We start from the raw sequence: 17,983 nt of genomic DNA, 5'->3' as shown, positions 1-17,983 counted from the left end.
GGCTTCTGCGTGGACGGGGGCGGCGGCCTCCGTGTGTTCTTTCGTGCGTCCCTGCCCACGGCCCAAAATGCGCACACCCCACCCCCCTCCTACCGTTGAAGGGCAAGTCGCCGACGTATGGGGGCACCGGTCGGCTCCGTGCGGGAATGGGAAGGTGGTGCGGAGATGGCCACGACGTCGGACACTCCGGTTCTGGACACGATCGCCGCCATGACGGTCGACTCGATCGAGCGTTGCGGAATGGATGAAGGCTCGCTGATCCTCACGCGTATCGCCGCGCTCGTGGCGATGGATGCGCCGCCGGTCAGCTACCTCGCTCACGCGGGCGCCGCGATGGAGGCCAACCTGACGTCCGAGCAGGTGCAGGACGTACTCGTCGCGATCGCCCCCGTCGTGGGCACGGCGCGGGTCATGTCGGCCGCGGGGCACATCGCCGAGGCGTTCGGGTTCGCCATCGCCATCGCGGAGGCCGAGGCCGAGTCGATCGCCCAGGCCGAGGGGAAGAGCCGTGGCTCGTCCTGAGAAGGCCTGAACCCGAGAAGGCCCGAGGACAAGGCCTGAGAAGGCAGGCCTTGTCCTCGCCCCCTTCGCGTCTCAGTCCGTGACGAGGTCCTCCGGTGCGGACCGCGCCAGTTCGGCGAGGGTGGCGAGTGCCTGGGAAAGGGCGTCCGGCCGGGGCGTGGCCAGGCCCAGCCGGACGGCGTTCGGCGCGTGGTTGTCGCCGACGGTGAAGGCGGCCGCCGGAACCACGCCGATGCCGTGGCGGGCGGCAGCCGCGACGAAGGTGTCCGCGCGCCAGGGGTGGGGCAGCCGCCACCAGCAGTGGTAGGAGCGCGGATCGCTCTGCACCGCGAAACCGTCCAGGTGCCGGGCCGCGATCTCCTGCCGTACCACCGCGTCCCGCCGCTTGGCCTCGGCCAGCACGGCCACCGTGCCGTCCTGCTGCCAGCGGTGGGCTGCCTCCAGGGCGAATCTCATCGGTGCCGAGCCGGACGCGCGCAGGGCGGTGCTGATGCCGGCCGACAGGGCTGCGGGCGCCACCACGAAACCCAGCGTCAGGCCTGGCGCGACGCGCTTGCTCAGGCTGTCGATCAGGATCGTGTGCTCGGGTGCGTGGGCGGCCAGGGGTGGCCGTTCGTTGTGGAGGAAGGACCAGATGGCGTCCTCCACCGCGGGGATGCCTAGCTTGCGCAGGACCTCGGCCAGGCGCTCGGCGCGGGCCGTGGGCATGGTCAGCGAGAGCGGGTTGTGCAGTCTGGGCTGTACGTAGACCGCGTGCAGGGGGGCGGCGGCGTGGGCCTCATCGACGGCGTCCGGGATCAGTCCCTCGCCGTCCATGGGCAGGGGGACGAGCGTGATGCCCAGCCGGGCCGCGATCGCCCTGAGGACCGGGTACGTCAGTTCCTCGACTCCCAGTCGCGCGCCCGGCGGCACCAAGGCGGCGATGACGGCCGCGATGGCCTGCCGTCCGTTGCCCGCGAACAGGATCCGCGCCGGGTCGGGGCGCCAGCCGCCCGCGGCGAGGATGTCGGCGGCGGAGTCCTGTACCGCCGGGAGGGCGGCGGCGCCCGCGGGGCGCAGAGCTTGGGCCAGGGCGTCGGGGCGGAGGAGTCCGGCCAGGCCCTCGGCCAGGAGTGCGCTCTGCTCAGGGACCACCGGGTAGTTGAGCTCCAGGTCGACGCGGGTGGTGGCCGGTTCGGTGAGTGCGGGGGCGGCGGCCGGGGAAGCCGCGCGGACGAACGTGCCCCGTCCCACCTCGCCCGCCGTCAGTCCCCGGCGGGCCAGTTCCTGGTAGACGCGTGTGGCCGTGGAGTTGGCGATGCCGTGCCGCCGCGCGAACTCGCGCTGCGGGGGCAGACGGTCACCGGGGCGGAGCCCGCCCGACCTGATCTCCTCGGCCACCGCGTCCGCGACGCTCTGATAGTCCCGCACCATGCTCTCCCCCTCGGCCGACAGCGTCCCTCATCCCACCACAGAATTGCACTGAGAGCAATATTCTCATTGCACTGAGTTATTGCACTGCAATATGCTCCGAGGCAATCCGATGCCGACCGGTGTCGGTGCGAGGCAGGGGGCGCTTTCATGGTCGATCTGGCCATTGTTGATCGAGTCGTCGTTGATCCAGTCGTCGTTGATCCGAGCGGGATCCTCGGCGTGACCGCGGTGGGGCTCGGCATGGTGCTCACCCCCGGCCCGAACATGATCTATCTCGTCTCCCGCAGCATCACCCAGGGCAGACGCGCCGGGATCATCTCCCTCGGCGGTGTGGCCCTCGGCTTCCTGGTGTACCTGCTCGCCGCGAACCTGGGCCTGGCGGTCGTCTTCGTCGCCGTACCCGAGCTGTATCTCACGGTGAAACTGGCGGGCGCCGCCTACCTCGGCTTCCTGGCCTGGAGCGCCCTGAAGCCGGGCGGCATCTCCGTGTTCACCCCGCAGGACGTGCCGCACGACCCGCCACGCCGGCTGTTCACGATGGGCCTGATGACGAACCTGCTCAATCCCAAAGTCGCCATCATGTACCTGTCGCTGATCCCTCAGTTCATCGATCTGGACCGGGGCCATGTGCTGCTCCAGGGCCTCGTCCTCGGCTCGGCCCAGATCCTGGTCAGCATCGCGGTCAACCTCACGATCGTGCTGGCGGCGGGCACGATCGCGGCCTTCCTCGCCCGCCGCCCCTCCTGGCTCCGGGTGCAGCGCTGTCTGATGGGTACGGTGCTCGGCGCCCTCGCCGTGTCACTGGCCATCAACTAGCCGCCGCAGCAACCCACTCAGTTGTTCCAGGTCTCGTCGTACGGGTCGTGCGGCGTCGGCACCGGCCTGGACCCGGTGAGCCGCAGGAACGGGATCGGGCCGTTGTTGACCGGGTCCCGGGTCTGCTTCGTGGTGTACGTGCCCGTCACCTCCAGCCAGGCGTCCGGCTGGAGGACCGGCGGGATCTTCCCGGTCAGGCCGATCTTCACCGGCTGGGCGTCCGCGGCACAGCAGTTGAGGGCCATGCGGACGAGGTAGGGCGTGCCCGCGCGGTCCACGGCGACGAAGCCGGTGATCCGGACGCTGCGGCCGCCCAGGGAACGGCCGTGGTCGTAGACCGCGCGGCCCGCGTAGTCGACCAGATTGACCGGCACGGGGTCGCCCGTCGGCAACTTCATGTAGCCGTACGGCTGTTGCAGGGCCGTACCGGTGCGCATCGCGCTGTACGAGCCCAGGGCCGGCGGCGCGACCAGGATGAGGGCGAAGAGCGGGAGGACGAGGAGCCAGGAGATACGGGGCTCCCGGTGAACGTGACCGTGGCCCTCTTCACCGGCGGCGGCACCATCGGCGCCGGCCCCCTTCCTCCGCCGCGCGTTCTTCCACTCGTACCAGGCCGTCGCCAGCGCCGTCACGATCAGTACGACGCCGGCCGCCAGCAACAGCGGGCGCAGGCCCGCCTTGACATAGCGCAGATAGAGGTCGGTGAAGCCCGCGTGCAGCAGGGCCGCACCGGTCAGGAACAGGACCGCCGCCTGTGCCTGGCGGTTCACAGCAGCACCGCCCCGGTCACGACCGCGCCCACGACGGCGAGGACGAAGGTGGCGGGGGCGAACCGCAGGGCGAAGCCACGGCCGAAGGTACCCGCCTGCATCGCGAACAGCTTCAGGTCGATCATCGGGCCGACGACCAGGAACGCCAGCTTCGCCGTCAGCGAGAACTGGGTCAGCGACGCCGCCACGAACGCGTCCGCCTCCGAGCAGATCGACAGCACCACGGCCAGGACGGCCAGGGCGAGGACGGAGAACACCGGGTTGTCGGCGGCCGTACGCAGCCAGTCGGCCGGGGCCATCGCCTTCAGCGTCGCCGCGGCCATCGCGCCGAGCACCAGAAAGCCGCCGGCGTGCATCATGTCGTGCCGGACGGACCCCCAGAACGCCTCGCCCCTGCTCTGCCCCTCGTGCGAGGCGTGCGACGGCAGGCGCAGCCAGTCGGTGCGCCCGAGGCGCTGCCACAGCCAGCCCATCACGCACGCGACCAGCAGGCTGGCGACGAAACGGCCCAGCACCATCTCCGGGTTCCGGGGGAAGGCGACGGCCGTCGCCGTCAGCACGATCGGGTTGATCGCCGGGGCGGAGAGGAGGAACGCGATCGCCGCCGCGGGGGTCACACCCCGGCGGACCAGCGCCCCGGCCACCGGCACCGACGCGCACTCGCAGCCCGGCAGCACCGCGCCCGCCACCCCGGCGACCGGTACGGCCAGGCCGGGCCTGGCGGGCAGGGCGCGGGCGAAGAACGACGGCGGTACGAAGACGGCGATCGCGGCGGACAACAGCACCCCGAGGGCCAGGAACGGCAGGGCCTGGACGACCACCGCGACGAACACCGTCATCCAGCTCTGCATCACCGGCGTGGACAGCGCACCGCGGATCGGCCCCTGCGCCACCACCACCAGCAGCATCAACATCGTCAGGGCGAGCGGGGAGTTGAGGTGCCAGCCCTCCTTGTCCGGCCGACGGTCAGGCCGCTGGTCGGACCCGGTACCGGGCGGCGCCGCGTCGCGAGCGACAGGCCCGAGCGGGGCTTCTTCGGTGATGGCCACGGGTCGGGTACCTCCGGCGTACGGGCGCTTCGCTGTTCTGCCTCCCCTTCGGTACGGCGGTCCCGGCACGCGCGTTCAGCCCGTTGCTGGAACCATCCGTCCCGTTGGGGCACTCTTTGCCCTTGTGGGGAGCGTTCCGTATCAGGGTGGCCATGGTGGTGCGCCGGCCCGGATGGTGGTGTGCGGCGACGACGGGCTCGCGCACCGGCTGTCCGCCGAACTGCGCGGAGTGTACGGCGAGCAGGTGACGCTCGTCGTACCGCCGAACGTGCGCACGGCACGGCCGCCGGTCGTCGGGCGGGCCCGGGCGGCCTCGGCAGCGCTGCTGGACCGGGTGGTGAACGCGGCCGTGGGACGCACCGCGACCAGCGGCAACGGCGGCGCGGGCAGCACCGGCACCGGCACCGGCACCGGCACCGGTGAAACCGCCCGTGGTGAGCGGCTGTTGGAGGCCACCGAGCCGACCGAAGCCGTGCTCGCCGAGGCCGGCGTGGAGCGGGCCACCGCGCTGGCGCTCGTGTACGACGACGACGAGACGAACATCCGCGCCGCCCTCACCGCCCGCCGCCTCAACCCACGCCTGCGGCTCGTCCTCAGGCTCTACAACCGGCGGTTGGGCCAGCACATTGAGGAACTCCTCGACCAGTCCGCCGCGTTGGCGGCCGGGAACGGCGAGAGCGGCGAGCCGGGGAGCGACGCCTCGACGACCGTGCTGTCCGACGCCGACACCGCCGCGCCCGCGCTGGCGGCGACCGCGGTGGCCGGCACCACCAAGGTCGTACAGACGGACGGGCTGCTGCTGCGCGCGGTGGAACGGCCGCCGGCCCGTCCCGGGCAGATCGCCGACCCCGGGCTGTGCACACTGGCGCTGCTGTCGGCGACCAGCAGCGATCCGGCCGGCGCGGACGGCGCCGAGGGCAGCGGGGAGCGCGGACCGCGGCTGCTGCCCGACGAGGCGGAGGTACGGGAGGCCGACGGGCGCGGGACGGTCGTACTGGAGCAGGTGTCGTACGCCGCCGGACCGCCGTTGTCCGCGGGGCGCGCCGGGGTCGTACCGCCGTTCGCCTCGCTGTTCTCCCGGCGGCTGCGGTGGTCGCTGGCCGGGCTCGTGGGGTGTGTGATGGCGCTGGCCGTGGCCCTGTGGCTGGTGACGGGCATCCATCCGCTGCAGGCCTTCTATCTGACGCTTCTGGACCTCTTCGCCATCGACGACCCGGCCATCGGGGCGTCCCTCGGGCGGCAGATCCTGCAACTCCTGTCCGGGCTGGTCGGGTTACTGCTGCTGCCGGTGCTGCTGGCCGCGGTGCTGGAGGCGCTCGGCACCTTCCGGACCGCGTCCGCCCTGCGCAAGCCCCCGCGGGGCCTCGGCGGACATGTGGTGCTGCTCGGGCTGGGCAAGATCGGCACACGGGTGCTGACGCGGCTGCGGGAGCTGCACATCCCCGTGGTGTGCGTCGAGGCCGACCCCGAGGCCCGCGGACTTGCCACCGCACGGCGGCTGCGGGTGCCGGTGGTGCTCGGGGACGTGACCCAGGAGGGGGTCCTGGAGGCCGCCAAGATCCATCGGGCGCATGCGCTGCTCGCCGTGACCAGCGCGGACACGACGAATCTGGAGGCCGTGCTGTACGGGCGGTCCGTGCGACCGGATCTACGGGTGGTCCTGCGCCTGTACGACGACGACTTCGCGACCGCCGTGTACCGCACCCTCCGGGCAGCGCATCCGCGCGCGCTGACCCGGAGCCGGAGCGTGACGCATCTGGCCGCGCCCGCCTTCGCCGGGGCGATGCTCGGCCGGCAGATCCTGGGGGCGATCCCCGTCGAGCGCCGGGTACTGCTCTTCGCCGCGGTGGACGTCGAGGGGCACCCCCAGTTGGAGGGGCGGACGGTGGCCGGGGCGTTCCGGGCCGGTGCCTGGCGGGTGCTGACGCTGGAGGGACGGCAGTCGCTGTCGGCCGACCATGTGCTGCGTGCCGGGGAGCGGGTGGTGCTTGCCGCCACTCGGAGGGGGCTGGCGGAGCTGCTCGGCCGACCTGGCGCTCCGCCCCCGACCCCGCCAGGGGCTCCGCCCCTGGACCCCGTTTTCCCACCCGCCAACCCGTCTCGATAGGCCGAACAGCAACCCCGCGGCCTACTCGATCAGGTGCCGCCTCGCGAAGTCGATCTCCAGTCCCACCTGCTTGATCCGCTCCTCCACCACCAGCGACCCGTGCCCCGCGTCATAGCGGTACACCTCATGGGTGGCACCCCGCGCCGCAAGGCGGTCGACGTAGTTCTCCACCTGACGGATGGGGCAGCGCGGATCGTTGACGCCGGCCGAGATGTAGACGGGGACCTTGACCTGGTCGACGTAGGTGAGGGGGGAGGACGCCTCGTAGCGCTCCGGGACCTCCTCGGGGGTGCCGCCGAGCAGGGTGCGATCCATCGCCTTCAGGGTCTCCATCTCGTCGTGGTACGCCGTGACGTAGTCCCCGACCGGGACGACCGCGATGCCCAGGGTCCAGGCGTCCGGCTGGGTGCCGAGCCCGAGGAGGGTGAGGTAGCCGCCCCAGGAGGCGCCCGTGAGGATCAGCCGGCCGGGGTCGGCCAGGCCCGAGGACACCGCCCAGTCGCGGACCGCCGCCACGTCCTCCAGCTCGATCAGGCCGACCCGGTGTCGGAGCGCGTCCGTCCAGGCCCTGCCGTAGCCCGTCGAGCCGCGGTAGTTGATGCGCACCACCGCATAGCCGTGGTCCACCCAGGCGGCCGGGCCCGCGGCGAAGGAGTCGCTGTCGTGCCAGGTCGGGCCGCCGTGCAGGTCGAAGACCGTCGGCAGCGGGCGGGTGGCCCCGGCGGGCTTCTGGATCAGCGCGTGGATGCGGCCGCCGGGGCCCTCGACCCACACGTCCTCCACCGGCACCGAACCGGGGCACTTCATCCCGGGCGGGTCCAGGACCACCTTGCCGGTCGTCGAGCGGACCGCCGGCGGCTCGGCGGCCGAGGACCACAGGAACTCCACGCTGCCGTCGGGGCGGGCCGTCGCGCCGGAGACCGAGCCGGTCGGGGTCGGGATGCTCGTCAGCTCGCGCGTGGCCAGGTCGTAGCGGAACAGTTCGCTGCGGGCCTCGAAGCCGTGGGCGATCAGCAGGGAGGAGCCGTCCGGATACCACTCCGCGCCCACATCGCCCGGCAGGTCCAGCGCCAGGTCGGTCTCCTCGCCCGTCGCCACGTCCCACACCAGCGGCTCCCAGCGGCCGCGGCGCTGGTGTCCGATGAGCAGCCGGGTGTCGCCGTCGACCGGCGCGAAGCCCAGCACCTCCAGGCCCAGTTCCTCCGCGCCGCCCTTGGTGTCGTCGAGTTCGGCGACCTGTGTGCCGTCCTGGCGCAGGACGCGCAGCGCGGAGTGCATCGCGTCGCCGTGCTCCGTGTGCTCGATCGCGAGCAGTGTGCCGTCGTGGGAGAGGCCGCCGACGTACGCGGACTCGCGGTGGCGGTAGAGCTCGACAGGTACCTCGCCGTCGCGGGAGACGTGGATCGTGGTGCCCTCCTCGTCCGTCGAACGGCCGACGACCGCGGTGCGGCCGTCGGGGGCGAGGGCGAGTCCCGCGGGGTAGGAGGGCTTCAGGCCCGGTGTGGCGAGCTCGTCCTCGCCGCCCGCGAACCGCTGCCGGCGCCATACGCCGAACTCGTCGCCGTCCTTGTCGTCGAACCACCAGATCCACGCACCGTCCGGCGACACCAGACCGTCCGTGGTGCCGTTCGGCCGGTCCGTCACCTGCCGCTGCGCCCCTGTCGCACGGTCCCAGGCGTACAGCTCGTACGTCCCTGTCGCGTTGGACACGAACAGGGAGCGGTCGGGGGCGTCCTCCGCCCAGTCGGGCAGGGAGACACGCGGTGCCCGGAACCGCTTCTCCCACTCGGGCATGGCTGCTGCGTCGCTCATGCCTCTATGTAACCCGATCAGCACCAAGTCGTACGGGGGAAGTCCGGAGCGGGCACGGACGGCTCAGCCCCGGCCACAGAACTTGTATGAATAAGTTAGGCCGCAACTTGTATGAACAAGTTTGGTCACGGTTCTTCCGCCCGACAGCGGCCGCCGGTACCTATGTCCCGTTCATGTCACCCCTTAGGCACCCTCATCGACGGGACGAGGTACACGAATGAGACTGCGCTGGAGATCCTTCGGCGGGCTGGTCGCCCTCCTCGGTGCATTGATCGTCTGCGCTCCCGGTCCCGCTCGGGCGGCGGGCGGCAGCGGCAATCTGATCGTGAACGGCGACGCGGAGAGCGGCGGGTACTGCACCAATGACTGGGGTGCGGCATCCACCGTACCCGGCTGGACCACCGAGGCGGGCGGGCTGGACGTCATGTGCCACACCGCCGGGTCCTTCGGGCTGCCCGGCGACGGCAAGGCGCCCGGCAAGGCCTTCTTCGGGCCCGGCAACTTCGGCGACGGCGCGATGACGCAGACCGTGGACGTGGCCTCGGCGGCCGGGGCCATCGACGGCGGCCAGGTGAGCTACGACCTCTCGGGCTGGCTCGGCGGCTGGACCGTCTACGGCGGCTATGTCTCGGTCGGCCTGCACTTCCAGGACGCGAGCGGCCACCCGATCGGTACGACCGCCAAGCTGCCGGCGGTCTCCGCGAGCGACCGGGGGCTGGCCACAAAGTTCCTCTCCCGCAGCACCACCGGCCCGGTCCCGGCCGGGACCCGCTCCATCCAGGTCGAGGTGCAGTTCCTGTCGACGTCCAACGAGACCGGCTACCTGGACAACCTCTCGCTGACCCTGAACACCCCGGTCACCGCGCCGGCCCCGGTCACCCCGCCCGCGTCGCGCGTGCCCGGCTACGACCACGTATTCATGATCATGATGGAGAACACCGACTACTCCGCGATCACGAACGACCCGGCGGACACGCCGTACATGCACAGCCTGATGAACCAGGGCGCCACGCTGACCGACTTCCACGGCGTCTACCACCCGAGCGACGAGAACTACCTCGCCGTCGCCGGCGGCGACACCTACGCCAAGGGCGCCACGTACTGGCCCAACATCAACTCCCCGCAGCGCAACCTGGGCGACACCGTCGAGGCGGCCAGCAAGAGCTGGAAGGCCTACGAGCAGGGCATGGGCACACCCTGCAACACCAGCGACAACTTCGACCGCTACTACGAGCCCGACGACGCGCCGTTCATCAACTACACCGACATCAGCGGCAACGCCTCCCGCTGCGCCGCACACCTGTTCGACACCTCGCAGCTGACCACCGACCTCCGGTCGGCCGCGACCACCCCGGACTTCTCCTGGATCGCCGCCGACGACTACTACGACGGCGAGGCCTCCGGCAACGGCAGTCCCACCAGCCTGAGGACGCAGGACGGCTGGCTGAAGCAGACCCTCGCCCCGGTGCTGGCCTCCCCCGCCTGGACCCAGGAGCGCTCGCTGCTCGTCCTGACCTGGGACGAGAGCAACAGCGAGGCCTACAACCACATCGTCACCACGGTCGTCGGATCGCAGGGCACCGTCCCGGCCGGCACCAGCAGCCCGGCGCACTACGACCACTACGGCATCGCCCGCACCATCGAGTCGGCCCTCGGCCTGCCCGCCCTCACCGGCAACGACGCCTACGCGACCCCGCTGAACGCCGCGTTCGCACCGTCCACCGCCACGGCCCCGACCCTCACCGGCGACCTGAACGCGGTCACGGGCGGCAGCAACGTCACCCTTCGCTATTCAGTGCCGTCCCCGTCCCAGGTGAGTGCGAAGAACTGGGTCGGCTTCTACCCGGCAGGCGTCAGACCGGGCCAGCAGTCCTCGCTGACCTGGTCCTACGCCCCTGATGCCAGCGGTGCCCTGACCTTCTCCACCGGCAAGCTCAAGGGCAACGGCACATACGACGCGTACTACCTCGCGAACGACGGCTACTCGGTCCTGGCCGGACCGTTCACCGTGACCGTCGGCTGATCCGGCGCCGCCGGGACCCCCGGGCCCGTCACCGCGCGATCGCCCCGTACCGTTGACGGCGTGTACCGGTTTCTGCTGACACCCCGCTGGTGGGGCATCAACGTCTTCGTGCTGCTCTCCATCCCCTTCTGCATCTTCATGGGGTCGTGGCAGCTGGGCCGGTTCGAGGCGCGGGTGCAGGACCACCGGGCCGCCACCGAGCAGGCCTCCTCGGGCAGGTCGGAGGCGGCCCGGCCGCTGGCCGAGCTGCTGCCCGTCGACAAGAGCACGTCGGGCAAGCGGGCCACCGCCACCGGCCGGTACGACAAGCAGTTCCTGGTGCCCGGCCGGGAACTGGACAACAGGAGCGGCTTCTATGTGATGACGCTGCTGCGCACCGACTCCGGCAAGGCGCTGCCGGTGGTGCGGGGCTGGCTGCCGGGCGAAGCCGACTCGGCGAAAGCACCCGCTCCACCCGCCGGCGAGGTCACCGTCACAGGTGCGCTGCAGGCGTCCGAGACGCCGGGGGACAACGGCGTCAGCGCCCAGGGCGGGCTGCCGTCCGGGCAGACGGCGGCGATCAGCTCGGCGTCACTGGTGAACCTCGTGCCGTACCGGGTGTACGACGCGTGGGTCACGCTCGACAAGGGCGACTCCGGGATGAAGGCCGTGCCCGCGACCGCCCCGGACAACACCGGGCTGGACCTGAAGGCGTTCCAGAATCTCGGCTACACCGGTGAGTGGTTCGTCTTCGCGGGCTTCGTGGTCTTCATGTGGTTCCGGCTGCTGCGCCGCGAGCTGGAGTTCGCCCGGGACGCGGCGCTGGGCCTGGTACCGGACGAGGAGGGCGTCTCCGCCCCGTCCGGCGTCTGAGTCGGGCGCACCGACGGCGTCCCCCGCCGCCGAGACGGATCGGCAGACCGGCTACGACGCCGACAGCACCCCGGTCCAGTAGACCGTCCCGGCGCACGCGTTGGACACCGTCGCCGAGACCGCGGGCGAGCCCGCCTGCGGAGTGTGGGTCACCACGACACTGCCGTCGGCCGGGCCGTCCTCGGTGAGCAGCTGGGTGGTGACGCCCGAGGACGTGCTGCCGCCGCCGTCCGTGCCGCCGCTCGCGCTGGCGTCCTGGCTGGGCGTCGGCGAGGGAGAGGGGCCGGTGGGGTCCGTGCCGCCGTTGTTGCCGCCGGTGGTGGGGCAGGCCGCCGAGGGCACGAAGGCGAACTTCTCCTCGTAGGCCGAGCCGGGCTGCAGGACCAGCGCGGCCGCCTCCAGGGACGGGTCGGGCAGGCCGGCCGCCGCGTCGCCCGACACATGCCGCGCCGCACCGATCTTGGTGGCGTCCGCGGCGCCCTGCGCGAGGGTGCTCACGCTGCCCGCGCCGTCGACGGTGCAGCTGCTGGTGGAGATGTTGGTGACCCGGAAGGTGCCGTAGACGACGCCGGCGGAGTCGGGGGTGTTCACGGTCCCCGTGGCCGAGCCCAGCTGGGCCGCCGTGCACACCGGGGCGCTGGTGCCCGCGGAGGCCGCGGGGTCGGTGCCACCGGTCGAGCCGGTGCCGTTGCCGCCGGTCTTGCCCTTGCCGGACTCCTTCTTGCCGTCCTGCCCCGTGCCCGAGGTCTTGCCGCCGGAGCCGCCCGAGGTGCTGGTGCCCCCGTCCGGGTTCTTGCCCTGGCCCACGCCGCCCTGGGCCTGCGAGGCCTGGCCGGCGTTGGAGGTGTTGGGGTCGAAGCCGCCGGAGTTGGAGACGTGCACGAGGGCCGGGACGGCGGTGCCGATGAACAGGGCGGCGGCGGCCATGCCGACGGCGGCCTGCCGCTTGCGGGCCCGCCGGGCGGGTACCGCGCGCCGCAGGTGTTCCAGCGTGCCGTCGCGCGGCTCGACGTCCTGGACGGCCGAGTGCAGCATCCGGCGCAGTGCCAGCTCGTCCGAGCCGAGCCCCTCGGGGCCCTTGTCGTCGGGGCTGTCGTTCACAGTTCCGTTCCCAGCGTGCGATTGCGTGTGCTCTTGCTCAGGCCGTTCCATCGGCTCGTGCCAGGCGTAGGGCTCGTGGCGATCATGGGAGTCCCGCCCTTCGGCATCTTCTCTCATGCCGGTGCCTCCATCGCCACGCGCAGCGCCGCGATGCCGCGCGAGCCGTACGCCTTGACCGAGCCCAGGGATATCCCGAGCGTCTCGGCGACCTGCGCCTCGGTCATGTCCGCGAAGTAGCGCAGGACCAGGACCTCGCGCTGGCGGCGTTGCAGGCCCTTCATCGCCTTGATGAGGGAGTCGCGCTCCAGCTGGTCGTAGGCGCCCTCCTCGGCGCTCGCCATGTCCGGCATCGGCTTGGAGAGGATCTTCAGGCCGAGGATGCGGCGGCGCAGGGCCGAGCGGGAGAGGTTGACGACCGTCTGGCGGAGATAGGCGAGGGTCTTCTCCGGGTCCCGGACGCGCTTGCGGGCCGAGTGGACGCGGATGAAGGCCTCCTGGACGACGTCCTCGCAGGAGGCGGTGTCGTCGAGGAGGAGCGCGGCGAGGCCGAGCAGCGAGCGGTAGTGCGCCCGGTAGGTCTCGGTGAGGTGGTCGACGGTCGTGCCGGCCACCGCGGACTCGTCGGCGCCGTCACGCTGGTCGGGTATGCGGGCGGGCCGCGCTGCGGGCATGGGCGCGATCACCGGCATGCCGCCGGGCGCACCGGGCATGCGGGGCCGCAACACCGCGCGGGGCGGCCGAAGGGCCGTACCGCGGGTCGCCGCACTGAGTTCGAGTACCTCTGCCACGCCAGTTGGACACGCTCACCCCCTCCGGGGTTGTACGCGCCGAGCATCACTTTTGCGTCAGACGCGTCGGATGGCACGGCCGACGGCGTCTCCGCGGCCGGCAGTACACCCGACGGAACCTCAAGTGCCGTCATGCGTCCCGCTCTTCCCCTATGTCCCATATGAACGAGCGTCCCCACGCCCAGATCGCGGCGTCCCCACGCCTTGACCATCGCGTCCCACGCCCCGCAAGGGCGTCCGCAAAGACGCTCCCCGCCCTTCGCGCGGTTGCGGGGGCGGGGAGAAAAATCTTCGGACGCCGAGAGGCCCGGATCAAGTGGTACGGACCATTAATCCGACCCCTTGCGTCTTACACAGATCCTACAAATGGATGCGCTCCCATCCACCGGTTTTCCGGTGAGGTGTGGGCCTCACGACACCCCACGCGGGCGTCACGACACCCCGCGCGGGCGTCACGAGAACTCCGCCGCCACCAGTTCCGCGATCTGCGCGGTGTTCAGCGCGGCACCTTTGCGCAGGTTGTCCCCGCATACGAAGAGTTCGAGCGCGGTGGGGTCGTCCAGCGCCCGCCGCAGCCGCCCGACCCAGGTCGGGTCGGTCCCCACCACATCGGCGGGGGTGGGGAACTCACCGGCGGCCGGATCGTCGAAGAGGACGACACCGGGCGCCGTGGCGAGGATCTCGCGGGCGCGGTCGACGGTGACCTCTTCCTGGAAGCGGGCGTGGACGGTGAGGGAGTGCGTGGTGATCACCGGCACGCGCACACAGGTCACGGCCACCGGCAGCTTCGGCAGTCCGAGGATCTTGCGGGACTCGTCCCGCACCTTCATCTCCTCCGACGACCAGCCGTCCTCCCTGAGCGACCCGGCCCACGGTACGACGTTCAGCGCGACCGGCTCCGGGAACGGCCCGGTGTTCTCCCCGACGGCCCGGCGTACGTCACCGGGGCTGGTCCCCAGCTCCGTACCGGCCACCAGGGACAGCTGGGCCCGCAGCGTCTCGACACCGGCGCGCCCCGCCCCGCTCACCGCCTGGTACGACGACACCACCAGCTCGCGCAGCCCGAACTCGGCGTGCAGCGCGCCCAGGGCGACGATCATCGACAGGGTCGTGCAGTTGGGGTTGGAGATGATGCCGCGCGGCCGGCGACGCGCGCAGTGCGGATTGACCTCGGGCACCACGAGCGGCACCTCCGGGTCCATCCGGAAGGCGCCGGAGTTGTCGACCACCACCACGCCCTTGGCCGCGGCGATCGGCGCCCACTGCGCGGCGACCTCGTCGGGCACGTCGAACATGGCGACGTCGACCCCGTCGAAGGCCTCCTCCGACAGGGCCACCACCTCGACCTCCGCGCCACGCACGGCCAGCTTGCGGCCGGCCGAGCGCGGGGAGGCGATCAGGCGGATCTCGCCCCAGACGTCCTTGCGCTGGGACAGGATCTGGAGCATGACCGTACCGACGGCCCCGGTCGCTCCCACGACCGCGAGCGTCGGACGTACGGCCGGACCGGTCGCGGCCATCAGCGGCCGGTGCCTCCGTACACGACCGCCTCGTCGGTGTCGGAGTCGAGCCCGAAGGCGGTGTGCACGGCCCGGACCGCCTCCGACACGTCGTCGGCGCGGGTGACGACCGAGATACGGATCTCCGAGGTGGAGATCAGCTCGATGTTCACCCCCGCGTCGGACAGCGCCTCGAAGAAGGAGGCGGTGACGCCCGGGTTGGTCTTCATGCCCGCGCCGACCAGGGAGATCTTGCCGATCTGGTCGTCGTAGCGCAGCGAGTCGAAGCCGATGCCGGCCTTGCTCTTCTCCAGGGCGTCGATGGCCTTGCGGCCCTCGGTCTTCGGCAGCGTGAAGGAGATGTCCGTCAGGCCCGTGGAGGCGGCGGACACGTTCTGCACGACCATGTCGATGTTGATCTCGGCGTCGGCGATCGCGCGGAAGATGGAGGCGGCCTCGCCGGGCTTGTCCGGCACACCGACAACCGTGATCTTGGCCTCGGAGGTGTCGTGCGCGACACCCGAGATGATGGCCTGCTCCACCTTCTTGTCCCCTTGCTCGATCGGCTCGCTGCTGACCCACGTGCCCTGCAGCCCGCTGAACGAGGAGCGGACGTGGATCGGGATGTTGTAACGGCGCGCGTACTCCACGCAGCGGTGGAGCAGCACCTTGGAGCCGGAGGCGGCGAGCTCCAGCATGTCCTCGAAGGCGATCCAGTCGATCTTCTTCGCCTTCTTCACCACACGGGGGTCGGCGGTGAACACGCCGTCGACGTCGGTGTAGATCTCGCAGACCTCGGCGTCCAGCGCGGCCGCGAGGGCCACCGCCGTGGTGTCGGACCCGCCGCGCCCGAGCGTGGTGATGTCCTTCTTGTCCTGGCTGACGCCCTGGAACCCGGCGACGATCGCGATGTTGCCCTTGTCCAGGGAGTCCCGGATCCGGCCCGGCGTGACGTCGATGATCCGGGCTTTGTTGTGGACCGAGTCGGTGATGACGCCTGCCTGGCTGCCGGTGAAGGACTGGGCCTCGTGGCCCAGGTTTTTGATCGCCATGGCCAGCAGGGCCATGGAGATCCTCTCTCCGGCGGTCAGCAGCATGTCGAACTCACGCCCGACAGGCATCGGAGACACCTGCTCGGCGAGATCGATCAGCTCGTCCGTCGTGTCGCCCATCGCGGAAACGACGACAACCACCTGGTTGCCGTTCTTCTTCGCTTCCACGATCCGCTTGGCGACGCGCTTGATGCCCTCGGCATCGGCTACGGAGGAGCCTCCGTACTTCTGCACGACAAGGCCCACGTGCGCTCCTCGCTCAGTCCGTCGATTGCCCGCTCAGTCTAACGAGCGTCCGAATTTTGCCCTCGGGGAACCGCATCGTGAGATCCGGCAACCCGCTTCGTGACTCCTCTTGCCCAATGTCAGGCAAGTGATGGCTGTGATCTGCGCTTCACACGGACCTCACGGATCTCACTGGCCCTGGCGCATGCCCAGGGGGCCGGCGATCTCCTGCTCCATCACCTTGCCCGCCTCGAACTCCAGGGTGTCGTCGCCCATGCTCTGGTCGGTGTCCAGGCCGTTCAGCTCCTCCAGGGGCTGGTTGAGGCGGACGTGGGCGAGGACGGAGTGCAGGGCGCGCAGGGTGGCCGAGGCCGTGGAGCCCCAGTTGGAGAAGTAGGAGAACTGCCACCACCACAGGGCCTCGGTGGTGCGGCCCGCGCGGTAGTGGGCCATGCCGTGGCGGAGGTCGGTGATGACGTCGGCGAGGTCGTCGGAGATACGGGCCGGGACGGAGGCCTTGCGGGGCTCGTAGGGGTCGAAGACCTCCGAGTAGACGTCGACCGGCTCCAGGAGGCGGGCCAGGTTCTCCCGGAGTTCGTCCACGTCCGGCTCGAAACCGGGATCGGGCTCGTAGCGCTCGTCGGGGACGATGTCCTCGTGCGCGCCGAGCCGGCCGCCGGCCAGGAGCAGCTGCGAGACCTCCAGCAGGAGGAAGGGGACCGCCGAGTCCGGCTCGTCGCCCCTCGCGACCTCCGAGACGGCCACCAGGAAACTCTCGACCTGATCCGCGATCTGGACCGCGAAGTCGTCCGGGTTCTGCGTCGTGGCGTGCAGCGTGGCGTCAGACATCTAGGAGTCGTCTCCCCTCGAAGGCGCGGCCGAGCGTGACCTCGTCCGCGTATTCCAGGTCGCCACCCACCGGGAGGCCGCTGGCCAGGCGGGTGACCTTGAGGCCCATGGGTTTGATCATGCGGGCGAGGTACGTGGCCGTCGCCTCGCCTTCGAGATTGGGGTCCGTGGCCAGGATCAGTTCGGTGACCGTTCCGTCGGCCAGGCGGGCCAGGAGTTCCCGTATCCGGAGATCGTCGGGGCCCACGCCCTCGATCGGGCTGATCGCGCCGCCGAGGACGTGGTAGCGGCCCCGGAACTCACGGGTGCGCTCGATCGCGACGACGTCCTTGGGCTCCTCGACCACGCAGATGACCGACTGGTCGCGGCGGGGGTCGCGGCAGACCGCGCACAGCTCCTCCTGCGCGACGTTGCCGCAGGTCGCGCAGAAGCGGACCTTCGCCTTCACCTCCAGGAGCGCCTGGGCCAGGCGCCGTACGTCCGTCGGCTCGGCCTGCAGGATGTGGAAGGCGATCCGCTGCGCGCTCTTGGGACCGACGCCGGGCAGCCGCCCCAGCTCGTCGATCAGGTCCTGGACCACGCCTTCGTACAACGGACTGCCCTTCCTGGAGTCTTCCTGTACGTACCGTAGTTGGCCGCGGCCTGTCTTAGAAAGGCAGGCCGGGGATGCCGCTGCCGCCGCCGAGACCCTGGGCCAGCGGGCCGAGCTTCTGCTGCTGGAGGGTCTGCGCGTTCTCGTTGGCCGCCTGGACGGCCGCGACGATCAGGTCGGCGAGGGTCTCGATGTCCTCCGGGTCCACGGCCTTCGGGTCGATCACGAGTCCGCGCAGCTCGCCGGAGCCGGTGACCGTGGCCTTCACGAGACCCCCGCCCGACTGACCGTCGACCTCCGTGTTCGCCAGTTCTTCCTGGGCCTTCGCCAGGTCCTGCTGCATCTTCTGGGCCTGCTGGAGCAGCTGCTGCATATTGGGCTGGCCACCACCGGGGATCACGATCAGCTCCTGGTTCGGTTCTCGTTGTTCTCCGTTGTGCACGAGCCTACGTGGTCCACGCAGGCATCGCCCCGCCACTCTTTCGAGTGAGATTGCCGTGAGTCCTATACCTG

The 17,983-nt window shown here is 71.1% G+C and carries 16 protein-coding genes; 5 read left to right on the top strand and 11 right to left on the bottom strand.

From position 1 onward, the window contains the following. Nucleotides 1–165 precede the first annotated feature (165 nt). Nucleotides 166–522, top strand: a complete 357-nt coding sequence (locus N8I87_RS21765) for a carboxymuconolactone decarboxylase family protein (RefSeq protein ID WP_263210923.1) — start codon at nucleotides 166–168, stop codon at nucleotides 520–522. Between the two features lie 72 nt (nucleotides 523–594). On the opposite strand, the gene N8I87_RS21760 is transcribed toward N8I87_RS21765, so the two are convergent. Further along, nucleotides 595–1,932, bottom strand: a complete 1,338-nt coding sequence (locus N8I87_RS21760; protein ID WP_263216585.1) for an aminotransferase-like domain-containing protein — start codon at nucleotides 1,930–1,932, stop codon at nucleotides 595–597. A gap of 243 nt (nucleotides 1,933–2,175) precedes the next feature. Here N8I87_RS21760 and N8I87_RS21755 point away from each other — a divergent pair, with 243 nt between their 5' ends. After that, nucleotides 2,176–2,751, top strand: coding sequence for a LysE family translocator (locus N8I87_RS21755; RefSeq protein WP_263216584.1), 576 nt, complete (start codon nucleotides 2,176–2,178; stop codon nucleotides 2,749–2,751). 17 nt (nucleotides 2,752–2,768) lie between these two features. Here the strand turns inward: N8I87_RS21755 and N8I87_RS21750 are convergent, their stop codons facing one another. Together N8I87_RS21750 and N8I87_RS21745 are read right to left on the bottom strand one after the other, a co-directional pair. Next, nucleotides 2,769–3,521, bottom strand: a complete 753-nt coding sequence (locus N8I87_RS21750; protein WP_263210921.1) for a TIGR03943 family putative permease subunit — start codon at nucleotides 3,519–3,521, stop codon at nucleotides 2,769–2,771. Beyond that, nucleotides 3,518–4,570, bottom strand: coding sequence for a permease (locus N8I87_RS21745; RefSeq protein WP_263210920.1), 1,053 nt, complete (start codon nucleotides 4,568–4,570; stop codon nucleotides 3,518–3,520). Before N8I87_RS21745 ends, N8I87_RS21750 begins: the two co-directional genes overlap by 4 nt. A 172-nt stretch (nucleotides 4,571–4,742) precedes the next feature. On the opposite strand from N8I87_RS21745, the gene N8I87_RS21740 reads away from it, so the two are divergent. After that, entirely contained in the window at nucleotides 4,743–6,677 is a 1,935-nt protein-coding gene (locus N8I87_RS21740; RefSeq protein ID WP_263210919.1) for an NAD-binding protein, read from the top strand. Between the two features lie 21 nt (nucleotides 6,678–6,698). Here the strand turns inward: N8I87_RS21740 and N8I87_RS21735 are convergent, their stop codons facing one another. Then, nucleotides 6,699–8,489, bottom strand: a complete 1,791-nt coding sequence (locus tag N8I87_RS21735) for a S9 family peptidase (RefSeq protein ID WP_263210918.1) — start codon at nucleotides 8,487–8,489, stop codon at nucleotides 6,699–6,701. Nucleotides 8,490–8,706: 217 nt separating this feature from the next. Here N8I87_RS21735 and N8I87_RS21730 point away from each other — a divergent pair, with 217 nt between their 5' ends. Together N8I87_RS21730 and N8I87_RS21725 are read left to right on the top strand one after the other, a co-directional pair. Then, entirely contained in the window at nucleotides 8,707–10,512 is a 1,806-nt protein-coding gene (locus N8I87_RS21730) for an alkaline phosphatase family protein (RefSeq protein WP_263210917.1), read from the top strand. A 60-nt stretch (nucleotides 10,513–10,572) separates the two neighbouring features. Continuing rightward, nucleotides 10,573–11,364 (top strand): SURF1 family protein, encoded by a 792-nt coding sequence (locus N8I87_RS21725; RefSeq protein ID WP_263210916.1) that lies wholly within the window; start codon nucleotides 10,573–10,575, stop codon nucleotides 11,362–11,364. Nucleotides 11,365–11,415: 51 nt separating this feature from the next. Here the strand turns inward: N8I87_RS21725 and N8I87_RS21720 are convergent, their stop codons facing one another. The 7 genes from N8I87_RS21720 to N8I87_RS21690 form a co-directional block, all read right to left on the bottom strand. Beyond that, nucleotides 11,416–12,465, bottom strand: a complete 1,050-nt coding sequence (locus N8I87_RS21720) for a hypothetical protein (RefSeq protein WP_411577269.1) — start codon at nucleotides 12,463–12,465, stop codon at nucleotides 11,416–11,418. A gap of 113 nt (nucleotides 12,466–12,578) precedes the next feature. Next, nucleotides 12,579–13,253: a SigE family RNA polymerase sigma factor gene (locus tag N8I87_RS21715; protein ID WP_411577268.1), complete on the bottom strand. Its 675-nt coding sequence runs from the start codon at nucleotides 13,251–13,253 to the stop codon at nucleotides 12,579–12,581. A 452-nt stretch (nucleotides 13,254–13,705) separates the two neighbouring features. Next, nucleotides 13,706–14,773: an aspartate-semialdehyde dehydrogenase gene (locus N8I87_RS21710; RefSeq protein ID WP_263210914.1), complete on the bottom strand. Its 1,068-nt coding sequence runs from the start codon at nucleotides 14,771–14,773 to the stop codon at nucleotides 13,706–13,708. Then, the gene (locus N8I87_RS21705; protein WP_263210913.1) at nucleotides 14,773–16,050 is read right to left on the bottom strand and encodes an aspartate kinase; all 1,278 of its coding nucleotides are present in this window, start codon (nucleotides 16,048–16,050) and stop codon (nucleotides 14,773–14,775) included. The genes N8I87_RS21710 and N8I87_RS21705 overlap by 1 nt, the downstream gene beginning before the upstream one ends. Before the next feature lie 168 nt (nucleotides 16,051–16,218). Continuing rightward, nucleotides 16,219–16,878, bottom strand: a complete 660-nt coding sequence (locus N8I87_RS21700) for a DUF5063 domain-containing protein (protein WP_263210912.1) — start codon at nucleotides 16,876–16,878, stop codon at nucleotides 16,219–16,221. Next, the gene (recR, locus tag N8I87_RS21695) at nucleotides 16,871–17,470 is read right to left on the bottom strand and encodes a recombination mediator RecR (protein ID WP_235460829.1); all 600 of its coding nucleotides are present in this window, start codon (nucleotides 17,468–17,470) and stop codon (nucleotides 16,871–16,873) included. The genes N8I87_RS21700 and recR overlap by 8 nt, the downstream gene beginning before the upstream one ends. Nucleotides 17,471–17,525: 55 nt before the next feature. Continuing rightward, the gene (locus tag N8I87_RS21690; protein WP_263216581.1) at nucleotides 17,526–17,870 is read right to left on the bottom strand and encodes a YbaB/EbfC family nucleoid-associated protein; all 345 of its coding nucleotides are present in this window, start codon (nucleotides 17,868–17,870) and stop codon (nucleotides 17,526–17,528) included. Nucleotides 17,871–17,983 lie beyond the last annotated feature (113 nt).

The sequence above is a fragment of the Streptomyces sp. HUAS 15-9 genome (genome assembly GCF_025642155.1).
Lineage (GTDB): Bacteria > Actinomycetota > Actinomycetes > Streptomycetales > Streptomycetaceae > Streptomyces.
Note: the sequence above shows the minus strand (reverse complement) of the source record. Positions and strands in the feature narration are given on the sequence as shown.

Excerpts from the sequence above, each read along its gene's own strand:
- N8I87_RS21765 (WP_263210923.1), top strand. The coding sequence starts at position 166 with ATGGCCACGACGTCGGACACTCCGGTTCTGGACACGATCGCCGCCATG.
- N8I87_RS21755 (WP_263216584.1), top strand. The coding sequence starts at position 2,176 with ATGGTGCTCACCCCCGGCCCGAACATGATCTATCTCGTCTCCCGCAGC.
- N8I87_RS21740 (WP_263210919.1), top strand. The coding sequence starts at position 4,743 with ATGGTGGTGTGCGGCGACGACGGGCTCGCGCACCGGCTGTCCGCCGAA.
- N8I87_RS21735 (WP_263210918.1), bottom strand. The coding sequence starts at position 8,489 with ATGAGCGACGCAGCAGCCATGCCCGAGTGGGAGAAGCGGTTCCGGGCA.
- N8I87_RS21730 (WP_263210917.1), top strand. The coding sequence starts at position 8,707 with ATGAGACTGCGCTGGAGATCCTTCGGCGGGCTGGTCGCCCTCCTCGGT.
- N8I87_RS21710 (WP_263210914.1), bottom strand. The coding sequence starts at position 14,773 with ATGGCCGCGACCGGTCCGGCCGTACGTCCGACGCTCGCGGTCGTGGGA.
- N8I87_RS21700 (WP_263210912.1), bottom strand. The coding sequence starts at position 16,878 with ATGTCTGACGCCACGCTGCACGCCACGACGCAGAACCCGGACGACTTC.